This is a genomic window from Luteococcus sp. H101 (assembly GCF_038433155.1).
In the GTDB taxonomy this organism is placed as follows: Bacteria; Actinomycetota; Actinomycetes; order Propionibacteriales; family Propionibacteriaceae; genus Luteococcus.
Window position 1 is genome coordinate 62,010 of the sequence record NZ_JBCDMW010000028.1, and the last position, 11,227, is coordinate 73,236.

Sequence of the window (11,227 nt, forward strand, 5' to 3'; positions counted from 1 at the left end):
GATGCCGCGCGACGCATGTCTCCTGGGGGTGGGTAGACGGCTTCGGCCCGCGCGCGGCATCGCCTTCCCTTGTCTCATGGTGTCCAGCCAAGCCCCGTTCCGGGCGTGACAGCGCACCGACAGCCACCGCCCAGCCGGTCCCGATCCGCGGTCCCCTAGGATCGAAGCATGAGTGCCAACGGTCTAGAACGTGCAAGGGACAAGATGCGCACCGCGGGGGTCAGTGACGCTGCCGTCGAGGTGTTCAGCCACTACTACCAGCAGCTGGAATCCGGTGAAACCGGGCTGATCCGGGAAGACAGCATCGAGCCGATGACCGCGCCGCCGATGCTGGACGACGTCGAGGTCAGCGAGCAGCAGGCACGCGATGCGATGGGTCAGACGGTGGTGATCAAGCTCAATGGTGGGCTGGGCACCTCGATGGGCCTGGACAAGGCGAAGAACCTGCTGGAGGTGCGCGACGGCAAGACCTTCCTGGACATCATCGTCCAGCAGGTGCTGGCCGCCCGGAAGCGCTACGACGCCCGGATCCCGCTGCTGTTCATGAACTCCTTCCGCACCCAGGACGACACTCTGGCGGCGCTGGCCAAGTACCCGGAGCTGGCGGTGGAGGACCTGCCCCTGGGTTTCCTGCAGAACCAGGAGCCCAAGCTGCGCGCCGATGACCTGACCCCGGTGGAGTGGCCGGCCGATCCGAGCCTGGAGTGGTGCCCGCCCGGCCACGGTGACCTGTACCCGGCGCTGCTCGGCTCCGGAATCCTGGACGCCCTGCTGGACAAGGGATTCCGCTACGCGCTGGTGACCAATGGGGACAACCTGGGCGCAACTCCCGATGCCCGGGTGGCCGGCTGGTTCGCCGGCTCCGGTGCCCCCTACGCCGCCGAGGTGTGCGTGCGCACCATCAATGACCGTAAGGGTGGCCACCTGGCCGTGCGCAAGGCCGACGGTCAGCTGGTGCTGCGCGACACCGCCCAGTGCGCTCCGGAGGAGATGGACTACTTCACCGACGAGCACCGCCACCCCTTCTTCCACACCAACAACCTGTGGATGGACCTGCAGGTGCTGCGCGAGACGCTGGCCGAGCGCAAGGGAGTGCTGGGGCTGCCGCTGATCCGCAATGAGAAGACCGTCGACCCGGCCGATCCCTCGTCGCCGAAGGTGATCCAGGTCGAGAGCGCCATGGGGGCCGCGATCGAGGTCTTCCCCGGAGCGCAGGCGATCTGCGTCGGCCGGGAGCGCTTCCTGCCGGTCAAGACCACCAATGAACTGCTGCTGCTGCGCTCCGACCTGTACGAGTTCGACGAGGAGGGGCACCTGGTGGCCCAGGCCAAGACCCCGGCGATCACCCTGGACAAGCCGTACAAGCTGGTGCAGGACTTCACCCGGCTGATGCCCGAGGCGCCGTCGTTGAAGCGGGCCAGCTCCCTGACGGTCACCGGTGAGGTCGCCTTCGGCCGGGACGTGGCCGTCGTGGGGGATGTCACCGTGAGCGCGAAGGCGCCGGCCAGCGTGCCCGACGGCACGGTGCTGGAGGGCGACGTCGCGCTGGACGGCGCCGCCGAGCAGGCGGAGTGAACCAGCCCGCCCCCTCGCTGGCGACGGCTGTGGCGCTCGCCCTGACCGGCGAGCGCCCGGCGGTCCCGGCCCCGGGCTCGACCCAGAGCCCGCAGGACCTGGTGGACTTCCTGGCCCGGCTGGGCTGGGACGCCGGGCGGATCGCCCACCTGCGGCAGGAACGCCAGCACCAGGGGCTGCCCTGGCCCTTCGTCGTCCCGCGGGAGGAGCTTGCCCCGGTGGGCTTCGCGCGCACCGCCGCGGTGGTGAAGGAGGTGCGACAGCTGCTGGGAGTCGACGGGCTGGTGGTCACCCGGCATCAGGGCCCCAAGGTGATCGGCCCAGCGGAGCGACGGCTGCTGGCCGAACGGCCGCCGCACCACGGCAATGTCGGGTAGCATCAACTGAATTTAGTCTTATCAGTGATTTAACTTGCGTTAAGGGTGCGGATTGGGTGAAGTGACCTGAGTGCCGGTCCTTCTCGGGGGAAGGACCGGCGCCGGGCGGGCTCGCCGGTGGCAGAATTTCACCGCCGGGGGTCCGCCCGCACACACCGTCCAGACGATGGGAGGCTGGATGCCCAGCGATGCCGCCACCTCCGAGCGGGGCTATGGCCCCCGCTTCGCCGCGATCCTGTCGGATGCGATCGCGCACCAGTCGCTGAGTCTGGACGAGATAGGGGAGCGGCTGCGCGAGGCCGGCACCCCGCTCTCCCGGGCCACCCTCAGTTACTGGCAGAACGGCCGCTCGCTGCCCAGCCGGGAGTCCTCGTTGCGGGCCGTCGCCGAGCTGGAACGCATCCTGCACCTCAAGGTGGGCCAGCTGGCGGGGGCCCTGCCGCCCGGTGCCCTGGACTGGTGGGAGGAGGTCCGCCAGGCCGCCCTGCCGGACCAGGCCACCGCCCTGCTGGCGGCGATGGGGCTGGCCATGGAGGGCCAGCACGTCAACGAGTACCTGCGCGACGACATCCGGGTCAGCGCGGACCGGCTGTGGCAGGTCGAGCAGACCGAGCAGCTGCTGCGGGCCGAACGCGACGGGCTGGACCGGGTCCCCATCGTCTTCCGGATGAACTTCCTGGACGAGCCGCCGCCGCTGGCCCAGGCGGTGGCCGGCTGTGAACTCGGCCGGGTGGTGCAACTGGACGAGGAGGGCCTGCTGGCGGGTGAGCTGCTGCTGACGCGGCCCCTGGCCAGGGGCGACCTGCACCTGCTGGAGTACCGGTTGAGTTGGGAACTGCAGCCCGGCCAGACCGACTGGGGCTTCACCCGGGTGGTCTCCCAGGAATTGCCCTATCTGGTCTACGACGTCACCTTCGACGGTGAGCCTCCCCGCTCGGCCAGCTACTACACCACCCCGCACGCGATCGGGCCGCACTGCGAGCCCGACGCGGCCGTCCTGCGGGAGGAACTGGCGCCCGCCGAACACCTGCAGGTCACCCTGAACGACCCGACGCCGGGCCTGCACGCCCTGTGCTGGGAGTTCTGATGGAAGCTCAACCGACCCAGGACTTCGCCCGACGCCTGACGGAGGCCATGACCCACAGCCCCCTGACCCTGGAGGCGCTGAGCGCCAGGCTGGGCGCCCTGGGTACCCCGGTCTCCATCGCAACCCTGAGCTACTGGCGCAGCGGCCGCTCGGTGCCCACCCGTCGTTCCTCGCTGCGCGCCGTGGAACACCTGGAGGACCTGCTGGAGCTGCGTTCCGGCCGGCTGGTGGGCGACCTGCCCGCCACCGCGGCCGGTGGCTGGGACCCGCTGGCGATGCTGCCCCCCAGTTCCCGGCTGCTGGCCGTGATGGACCAACTGGGGCTGGACCTGCGGCGGCGCACCAGCAGCGCGTTCGCCCGGGACCGGCTGGAGTTGGAGGCCGGGGCGCGCACCCACGTGGTGCGCCAGCTGGTCCGGGTGGAGGCCGAGGAACTCGCCCATCTGGCGGTGATGATCGGGATGGATCCCGGCCAGCGGCTGGCCGAGCTGGTGGGCCTGTCCGGGGTCCGGGTGGAAGAGCTGGTGGAGCTGCCGGTGGAGGATGGGAAGGGCGGCACCCTGATGGTGGGCCGGATGTCCCTGCCCCGGCGCCTGGTCCGTGGTGAGCGGGCGGACTACGGCTACCGTTACCGGCTGGATTCAGACCAGGAACTGTCTCCGGAGACTGCGGTGTCTCGTCCCGAACGAACGCCCCTGCTGGTGCAGCAGGTGGTCTTCGGCGCCGACCTGCCGGCCGAGGTGGAGTACGTCTGCCGTCCCTTCCACAGCGCGCCCGACGACGCCTCGGAGGTGCTGCGGCTGCCCGCTGGCCGTCACGTCCAGTACGCGCAGCGCGACGCCCAGGCCGGGGTCCACGTCATCCGCTGGCGCTGAGCTCACCCGCTGAGTACCAGACCGACCGTCCGGCTTGCTGGTGGGCACTGAGGCGCTGATCGTGCCGCCCCGCTGATCTTTGTGGCTCGCCTGGCACAGTCGATGGGTCCGCTCACGAATCCCGTCGGGAAAGGCAGAACCCCGCCGCCCACAGGGGCGGCGGGGTTTCGTCCGTGCGAGGCAGTGCCTCGGGTGCAGATCAGGCGCGCTTCTGCGCAGCCAGCAGGTCGCGGATCTCGGCCAGCAGGCCCTCGGTGGTCTCGCCCTCTTCGGCCGGAGCCATGAAGCGGGACTTGGCAACCTCGTACGGCTTCACGATGAAGAAGTACAGGATGAAGGCCAGGATGAGGAAGGCGACCAGAGCGGTCAGGAAGGGGCCGACGGTGCTCAGGCCGAAGATCTTCCAGTCGTCGAAGTTGGGGGCGCCTCCGGCCTTCGACAGCAGCTCCATGATGACCTTGGTGAAGGCGGTGACGAGGGTGGCGAAGGCACCACCGACGATGAAGGCGACGGCCATCTCGATCAGGTTGCCGCGCAGTACGAAATCCTTGAAACCCTTCATGTGGGTTACTCCTTTCAAGCAAACAGGAGACCCGGGGTGGGCCTAGAAACTGTCACGACATCAAGAATAGGGGACATTTCGGGGTGCTCTGTACCACCGTCAGGCTCGCTGAGGGTGTATGGCAAACATTTGGCAAACGTCGGATGGCGCTCAGCCGAGCGCAATCCCCAGCCCCTGACCGGTTGACCAGGCTGCCAGTCGGGACGCCACGTCGGGTTTCGCGGCCACCACCAGCATGCTGGCCGGCCCGTCGCCCGCGGCACCCGCATCGCCGTCCCCGGAGGGAACCGCGGCCACCCGGACCCGGCTGGCCAGGGTGATCACCTGACCGTCGCTCCCGGCGGAGACAACCGTCACCCGATCTCCCACCTGCACCAGGGCCAGCACCGACGGGTCGGCCACCCGGAAGGGAACCAAGAGCTCTCCCGCCCCCGGGGAGAGCGACACGGACACGGTGGCCGCGCGGGTCATCGGGCTGCCCCGGGTGACGGGTGCCGCCAGGATCCGGCCGACCAGCTCGTCCGGGGCCGTCAGGACCTGGCGCGGCAACAACGCCTCGGGATAGTGCCGGATCTGCAGGTCCCGCGCGGTCACCCGGTGTCCGGCCGGGAGGTCCGCCGAGGTGACCAGGACGGCGTGGCCCGGCTCGGGCGGCGGGGACAGGGCGCTCAACCCGGCCATCACGGCAAGGGCGGCGAGCAGCGCCGCCACGGCACGGCGGTGCCAGCGCACCGCACGGGAGAGCTTGCTCAGGCTTTCGGAGATGTTCACACCAGCACTATGTGCAAGCGCGGCTGTTTCGCGTCAGTCATCCACAGGTTTTGTCTGCCGGGCCGCCTGTGGAAAACCCGGCCGACGGCTGGGCACCGAGAGGGGCCCAGGTCAGGAGGCGGAGCTGGTCTTCGTCGTGCTGGTGGAGGAGGTGTCGGCCGGGGCCGGCTTGCTGCCGCCCGAAGCCTCCGGCTTGGAGTCGCTCTTGGGCTCGGGCTTCGTCTCGGTCTTGGAGCCGGCCGCGGCCGCGGTGGCGCCCTTGCTGCGATTGTCCGTCGCGTAGAAGCCGGAACCCTTGAAGACGATCCCGACGGCGTTGTACACCTTGCGCAGCGCGCCGCCACAATCCTCGCAGACGGTCAGTGCCGGGTCGCTGAACTTCTGCACCCGTTCGATCTCGACGCCGCATTCAGTGCAGCGGTACTGGTAGGTAGGCATGATCCTCTTCGGCTGGTTGGTCACGCGTCCGGGCGGCGATGGCTCGTCGGGCGGGCGAAAACTGCTGAATTCTATCGAGCTGGGTGCCCGACGCCGAAATCGTCCGGTCGGGGGCTCTGGTGAAGGGCCTCGGCAAGCTCGGCCGCCGTGGGTGCGGCCAGCGGATGCAGCGATTGACCCCCGGGCCCCGAGCCTGCTGAAAGGAAGACGTCGCAGAGACTGAACCACCCTCCCCGAGCTCGCCGAGGGTGTGAAGGCAAAACTCTCAGCGGACGCCGGCCGAGACCTTCGAGGTTCAGTCAGGCGTGGCAGCGGACCAGCTCACCGGGCAGCACCAGCGCGTCCACCACCTGGTCGTGTGGCTCGGTGGGCAGGTCGGGCAGGACCTCGTCGTCGTTGAGCAGCACCCACACCTCGACGTCGTCGCGGCGGTGCGCCAGCGCCCGGTCATACCAACCGCCGCCGACCCCCAGCCGTCGCCCGTCCCGGGTGCCCGCCAGGCCGGAGGCCAGCACCAGGTCTGCCTGTCCCAATGCCTCGGCGCCCTGCGCTTCGCCGGACGGCTCGGGGATTCCCCACAGCCCCGGCTTGAGATTGGCCGGCCCTTGGAAGACGGCCCAGGCCGGGTCATGTCGTGGACCATCACTGGTGGGGGTGAGCACCGGGACCAGCAGCCGGTGGCCCAGGGTCCACAACGCCGTGACCAGCTCGATCGTGCCCGGCTCCGGGTTGGTGGCATGTGGGGGGACCGAGAGGTAGCAGGAAATCGTGGCCGGCTCGATGTCGCGCAGCGCGGCCAGCACCAGCCCGGTCCGGGCCCGGTCATCGGCCAGCCGTTGGCTCACCGGCCGTTCCCGTCGGGCCGCACGCACCCGGCGTCGGATCTCCTGCTTGCCGTACCCGTCGAAGCCCCCAGCGGTCATTCGCCTATCGTATGGGCCATGGCACTACTGCGTCGCACCAAGAAGGCCGCCGAAGTTGAGGTGGCCGAGGAGGTCGCACCCGAGCCGGCCGCCCCCCTGCCGGATCCCCCACTGCCCAATCCATCCGGACTACGCCGGATGCAGGATCATCGGGACTACCTGCTGGGCCTGGTGGAGCCGCTGCCGGCTTTCGGGATGAGCCTGCTGGACGCCTGGGGCCTGACCCTGTGCGAGGACATCGCCGCCGAGGTGGACCTGCCCGGCTTCGACAACTCCCAGATGGACGGCTATGCGGTGCGCGCGGCCGACGTCGTCGACGCCAGTCCGGCCGAGCCGGTCACCCTGCCGGTCAGCGGCCACGTCGCCGCTGGCGAGGGCGCCGAGCCCCTGCCCGAGGGGAGCGTGGCCAAGGTGATGACCGGGGCGCCGATCCCGCAGGGGGCCGATGCCGTGGTTCCCGTCGAGGACACCGACAACGGCGCCGACCAGGTGCGGATCAACCAACCGTCGCTGACCGGCGCCTACATTCGCCGCCGGGGTTCCGACGTCACCGAGGGTAGCCAGCTGCTGGCCCGTGGTGCCCGGCTGGATGCCCGAAGCATCGGCTTGCTGGCCGGGGCCGGGGTGGACAAGGTGCTGGCCAGGCCCCGGCCGCGCGTGGTGGTGCTCTCCACAGGTGCCGAGCTGGTGGAACCCGGCCGCCCACTGGCGCGGCCCGGCCAGCTGCACGACGCCAACAGCTACCTCCTGGCCGCCGCCGCCAAGGCCGAGGGCTGTCAGGTGTGGCGGGTGCAGGTGCCCTCCGACGATCCGGAGGAGGTTCGCCAGGCCATCGGCGACCAGATGATCCGGGCCGACCTGATCATCACCACCGGCGGCGTCAGCAAGGGTGACCATGACGTGGTCAAGGAGGTGATGCCCAGCGTCGGCTCCTGTGACTTCTGCGAGGTGGCGATGCAGCCGGGCAAACCCCAGGGCTTTGGGCTGATCGGCGAGGATCGGGTGCCGACGGTGATGCTGCCCGGCAATCCGGTGAGCTGCTATGTCAGCTTCCACGCCTTCGTCCGGCCGCTGATCCGCAAACTGATGGGTCTGGAGCCGGTCAACCACCGCGAGCTGCCCGCCGTCGCCGGCTCCGCGATGACGTCGGTGAAGGGCAAGCTGCAGTTTGCCCGGGCCCGGGTCAGCGAGCGCGACGGGCGGTTGGTGGCGGACCTGGTGGGCGGCCATTCCTCCCACCTGCTGGCCAACCTGGCCGCCAGCAATGCCCTGGTGCTGCTGGGGGAGGACGTCGAGACCGTGGCCCCCGGGGAGCCCGTGACCGTGTGGAGGTTGGGCAATGACTGACCGGCCCGTCTTTCGGCCCAGTTCCGTCGACGACTTCATCCCCGAGGTGCCGCGCGGAACCCGCGCCGGTGACAGTCCCCAGCCCCATGCCCCACAACCGGCCCAGCCCTTCCCGCACCTGAGCGGCAGCGGCGAGGCCCGGATGGTGGACGTCAGCCAGAAGGAGGTCACGGCCCGTTCGGCCACCGCCAAGGGCGTCGTCCTGCTGAGTGACGAGTGTCTGGCCGCCCTGCGTGGCGGTGAGGTGCCCAAGGGCGACGCGCTGGCGGTGGCCCGGATCGCCGGTGTGATGGGTGCCAAGAAGACCGCCGACCTGATCCCGCTGTGCCATCCGTTGCCGCTGACCGGCGTCGACGTCCACCTGGAGTTGGCCGATCGGGGCGTGGAGATCACCGCCACCGTCCGCACCACGCACCGCACCGGGGTGGAGATGGAGGCGCTGACCGCCGTCTGCACCGCCGCCCTGGGGCTGGTGGACATGGTCAAGGCCGTGGACAAGCACGCCCGGCTGACCGACGTGCGGGTCACCGCCAAGAGCGGCGGGCGCAGCGGAGACTGGAGCGAGCAGGAGTCTCCGGCGCAGGATTCGTCGACGCTGGGCAGGGAGGCGCCGTGACCCAGCCGGAGAATCTGGGCCGGGCCGTGGTGATCACCGCCTCGGACCGGGCCGCCGCCGGCCAGTACACAGACCGCTCCGGGCCGCTGGCCGCGCAGGGGTTGGCCGCGATGGGCTTCAGCGTGGATCCGGTGGTGCTGGTGCCCGACGGGGAGCCCGTCGGCCAGGCCATCGCGCAGGCAGTGGCGGCTGGTGCGGCGGTGGTGCTGACCACCGGCGGGACGGGTCTGGCCCCACGTGACCTGACGCCGGAGGTGACCCGGCCGCTGCTCACCCGGGAACTGCCGCAGCTGGCCGCCCTGATTGCCCAGCGCGGGGTGGAGGCCGGGGTGCCCACCGCGGTGCTTTCCCGGGGGCTGGCCGGTCTGGCCGGCACGACGGTGGTGGTGAACCTGCCCGGCTCTGCCGGGGGAGTGCGTGACGGGCTCACGGTGTTGGAGCAGGTGCTGCCCCATGCCGTCGCCCAGGCCCGCGGGCGGGACCACTGAGGTGGGCGAACACCGTCTGCCGCCTGGGGTGGTCTTCCCGGGCAGCCACCAGTGGCCGGTGGAGCTGCGCTGCGGGCCGGTGGTGCTGCGGCCCCTGCGCCGGGGTGATCGTCGAAGCTGGGGTCAGGTGCGGGAACGCAATGCCGCCTGGAATGGGCCGTGGGATGCCACCCCGCCGCCCAACTCGCGTCGGGTGGCGGCCAGTTATCCGGAACTGGTGCGAGCCCTTGACCAGCAGGCCAAACAGGATGCCGCCCTGCCCTTCGCCATCTGCTTTGATCCGGCCTGGCCCGCCTCCGCGACCAAGCCGCGCAAGCTCCCGGTCTCCGGGCAGCTGACGGTCAGCAGCATCACCTGGGGCTCGGCCTATTTTGCCTACTGTGGCTACTGGGTTGACCAGGCGCTGGCCGGCAAGGGCGTCGTCCCCACGGCGCTGGCCCTGGCCACCGACTACTGCTTCCAGGTGATGGGTCTGCACCGGATGGAGGTCAACATCCGGCCGGAGAATGCCAAGAGCCTGCGGGTGGCCGAGAAGCTGGGGCTGCGCGACGAGGGGATCCGTGAACGCTACCTGCACATCGACGGGGACTGGCGGGACCATCGTAGTTTTGCGATCTGCGCCGAGGATGTCCCGGAGGGGCTGCTGGTGCGCTACCTGACCAATCATCAGCCGGGTTGGCGGGAGTCGGTGGGACGCCCCTGAGCCTCCGGGGATTCCCGAGTTCGACCTGTAAGCGATTCCCGAACCTGTCAAGGGTCGCCCCGCTCCTGCGACCCCGGCCCGGCCATCCACGGGCCCTGATCCTGTCCTGCCAACGGTCCGGAGCCTATCGAGGGGAAGATGGACGGCCGTCCAGTTATCCCCGGAGAGTGAATGCCGACCTCCAGTGCCACAGTGGCATCGGAATCCCGTATTCGCTCTGTCGGGACAGCTGAGCGGCCGTCCAAGGGTGGCCCGGGTGGCGGTGCGGGGTGGGAAAGATAGCCCTCGCCCTGAATTCCTTCAAGCAATGCCTCGACACTCCGTTGAGGGTCACGGACCGTACAGGTGCCGCCCCCTAGCCTTGGGCGCGTGACGGGACTGTTCTATGTGGCCATTGTTCTTGCCTGGATTGCCTTCCTCGTCCCGTCCTTCGTGTCGCGACGCGACGGGGCGGATGACGATGACCTTGACCTGCTGGGTCGCTTCGGCGACACGGCGCGCATCATCGCGCCCGCCGGCATCGTCTCCAGCGACGAGGATGCGGACGTCTCCACCCCATTGACCCGGCGCGCGGCCCGCGCCGAGATCCGCGACACCGCCCGTCGCGCTGCTCGCCGTCGCCGCACCGTGGTGCTTGGGCTGCTGGGCCTGACCGTGCTCACCGTGGCCGGTGTCGCCATCGATGCCGTGATCTGGTGGACCCCGCTGGTGCCCCTCGGGATGCTGCTGGCCTTCCTGGTGGTTGCTCGGTTCAGCGTGGTGCGCCTCAACGCCGTCCTCGACGAGCGGCTGGCCGAGCTGGAAACCGACTGGCAGGAGGACACCATCAGCTTCGAGGTGCCCAGCGGCCTTCGGGCTGGCGGCATCACCACCGACTCCGTGGAACTGTCGATCGAGATCAGCGCCCCGATCAATGGTCTGGCTGGCAGCCTCTGGGAGCCGATCCCGGTGACCGTCCCCACCTATGTCAGCAAGCCGATGGTGCCCCGCACCGTGCGCACCATTGACCTGTCGGCCCCCGGCCAGGTCACCGCGCAGCAGCCGGTGGTGGCCGAGGCCCCCGAGCAGCCCGTCGAGACCCGCAACGAGAGCCAGGAGCGCCCCCGCGCCGTCGGTGAGTGAGCTCGCTTGGACGCACGCTGACCAGCGGTGCTACTCTTCTTCTTGCTGCTCGTCAGCTGAGAACTGAAAACTTGGGGCATTGGCGCAGTTGGTAGCGCGTCTCGTTCGCAATGAGAAGGTCAGGGGTTCGAATCCCCTATGCTCCACCAGATTGGACGTATTAGAACACCTGACATCGTTGGGTGCGAGAGCGGCGAACGGCTCGTTGAGCTGGATGGGAATGCCCCCAGTTTGGTTGACAGATTTCTAGGGGCTGGTCAGGCGGCCTGTGCGACCGTCTGATGGACCAGTTCGAACTCTACTGGGGTGAGTTTGCCGAGACGCCGTTGGCGGCGTCGGCGGT

The 11,227-nt window shown here is 69.7% G+C and carries 13 protein-coding genes and 1 tRNA gene; 10 read left to right on the top strand and 4 right to left on the bottom strand.

The features are described from left to right. Positions 1–168 precede the first annotated feature (168 nt). The 4 genes from AAEX60_RS11960 to AAEX60_RS11975 all read left to right on the top strand — a co-directional run bounded on the left by AAEX60_RS11960 (position 169) and on the right by AAEX60_RS11975 (position 3,914). Complete coding sequence (locus AAEX60_RS11960) at positions 169–1,575, top strand: UTP--glucose-1-phosphate uridylyltransferase (protein WP_342103745.1); 1,407 nt, start codon at positions 169–171, stop codon at positions 1,573–1,575. Beyond that, complete coding sequence (locus AAEX60_RS11965; protein WP_342103746.1) at positions 1,572–1,952, top strand: hypothetical protein; 381 nt, start codon at positions 1,572–1,574, stop codon at positions 1,950–1,952. Before AAEX60_RS11960 ends, AAEX60_RS11965 begins: the two co-directional genes overlap by 4 nt. Positions 1,953–2,130: 178 nt before the next feature. After that, positions 2,131–3,039: a hypothetical protein gene (locus AAEX60_RS11970; protein WP_342103747.1), complete on the top strand. Its 909-nt coding sequence runs from the start codon at positions 2,131–2,133 to the stop codon at positions 3,037–3,039. Then, positions 3,039–3,914 carry a hypothetical protein gene (locus tag AAEX60_RS11975; protein WP_342103748.1) on the top strand — a complete coding sequence of 292 codons (876 nt, stop codon included), beginning with the start codon at positions 3,039–3,041 and terminating at the stop codon, positions 3,912–3,914. Before AAEX60_RS11970 ends, AAEX60_RS11975 begins: the two co-directional genes overlap by 1 nt. A gap of 199 nt (positions 3,915–4,113) precedes the next feature. Here the strand turns inward: AAEX60_RS11975 and AAEX60_RS11980 are convergent, their stop codons facing one another. From AAEX60_RS11980 to AAEX60_RS11995, 4 genes are all read right to left on the bottom strand, one after another. Continuing rightward, a complete protein-coding gene (locus AAEX60_RS11980; protein ID WP_342103749.1) occupies positions 4,114–4,476 on the bottom strand; it encodes an MscL family protein in 363 nt (120 codons plus the stop codon). 150 nt (positions 4,477–4,626) lie between these two features. Next, a complete protein-coding gene (locus AAEX60_RS11985) occupies positions 4,627–5,247 on the bottom strand; it encodes an SAF domain-containing protein (protein ID WP_342103751.1) in 621 nt (206 codons plus the stop codon). A gap of 111 nt (positions 5,248–5,358) precedes the next feature. Then, entirely contained in the window at positions 5,359–5,685 is a 327-nt protein-coding gene (locus tag AAEX60_RS11990) for an FmdB family zinc ribbon protein (RefSeq protein ID WP_342103753.1), read from the bottom strand. A gap of 299 nt (positions 5,686–5,984) precedes the next feature. Continuing rightward, a complete protein-coding gene (locus tag AAEX60_RS11995) occupies positions 5,985–6,608 on the bottom strand; it encodes a 5-formyltetrahydrofolate cyclo-ligase (RefSeq protein WP_342103754.1) in 624 nt (207 codons plus the stop codon). A gap of 18 nt (positions 6,609–6,626) precedes the next feature. Between AAEX60_RS11995 and glp the strand changes: the two genes are divergently transcribed. The 6 genes from glp to AAEX60_RS12025 all read left to right on the top strand — a co-directional run bounded on the left by glp (position 6,627) and on the right by AAEX60_RS12025 (position 11,033). Then, the gene (gene glp / locus AAEX60_RS12000) at positions 6,627–7,955 is read left to right on the top strand and encodes a molybdotransferase-like divisome protein Glp (RefSeq protein WP_342103756.1); all 1,329 of its coding nucleotides are present in this window, start codon (positions 6,627–6,629) and stop codon (positions 7,953–7,955) included. Further along, positions 7,948–8,571 carry a cyclic pyranopterin monophosphate synthase MoaC gene (moaC, locus tag AAEX60_RS12005; protein WP_342103757.1) on the top strand — a complete coding sequence of 208 codons (624 nt, stop codon included), beginning with the start codon at positions 7,948–7,950 and terminating at the stop codon, positions 8,569–8,571. The genes glp and moaC overlap by 8 nt, the downstream gene beginning before the upstream one ends. Beyond that, the gene (locus tag AAEX60_RS12010; protein ID WP_342103758.1) at positions 8,568–9,059 is read left to right on the top strand and encodes a MogA/MoaB family molybdenum cofactor biosynthesis protein; all 492 of its coding nucleotides are present in this window, start codon (positions 8,568–8,570) and stop codon (positions 9,057–9,059) included. Before moaC ends, AAEX60_RS12010 begins: the two co-directional genes overlap by 4 nt. A 64-nt stretch (positions 9,060–9,123) precedes the next feature. Further along, positions 9,124–9,762, top strand: coding sequence for a GNAT family N-acetyltransferase (locus tag AAEX60_RS12015; RefSeq protein ID WP_342103767.1), 639 nt, complete (start codon positions 9,124–9,126; stop codon positions 9,760–9,762). Positions 9,763–10,131: 369 nt separating this feature from the next. Beyond that, complete coding sequence (locus AAEX60_RS12020) at positions 10,132–10,884, top strand: hypothetical protein (protein WP_342103759.1); 753 nt, start codon at positions 10,132–10,134, stop codon at positions 10,882–10,884. 73 nt (positions 10,885–10,957) lie between these two features. Further along, positions 10,958–11,033 (top strand) — tRNA-Ala (locus tag AAEX60_RS12025). Positions 11,034–11,227: the final 194 nt, after the last annotated feature.

What these genes read in the sequence shown, in the direction of transcription:
- AAEX60_RS11960 (WP_342103745.1), top strand. Translation starts at nt 169, where the DNA reads ATGAGTGCCAACGGTCTAGAACGTGCAAGGGACAAGATGCGCACCGCG.
- AAEX60_RS11970 (WP_342103747.1), top strand. Translation starts at nt 2,131, where the DNA reads ATGCCCAGCGATGCCGCCACCTCCGAGCGGGGCTATGGCCCCCGCTTC.
- AAEX60_RS11975 (WP_342103748.1), top strand. Translation starts at nt 3,039, where the DNA reads ATGGAAGCTCAACCGACCCAGGACTTCGCCCGACGCCTGACGGAGGCC.
- AAEX60_RS11980 (WP_342103749.1), bottom strand. Translation starts at nt 4,476, where the DNA reads ATGAAGGGTTTCAAGGATTTCGTACTGCGCGGCAACCTGATCGAGATG.
- AAEX60_RS11990 (WP_342103753.1), bottom strand. Translation starts at nt 5,685, where the DNA reads ATGCCTACCTACCAGTACCGCTGCACTGAATGCGGCGTCGAGATCGAA.
- AAEX60_RS11995 (WP_342103754.1), bottom strand. Translation starts at nt 6,608, where the DNA reads ATGACCGCTGGGGGCTTCGACGGGTACGGCAAGCAGGAGATCCGACGC.
- glp (WP_342103756.1), top strand. Translation starts at nt 6,627, where the DNA reads ATGGCACTACTGCGTCGCACCAAGAAGGCCGCCGAAGTTGAGGTGGCC.
- moaC (WP_342103757.1), top strand. Translation starts at nt 7,948, where the DNA reads ATGACTGACCGGCCCGTCTTTCGGCCCAGTTCCGTCGACGACTTCATC.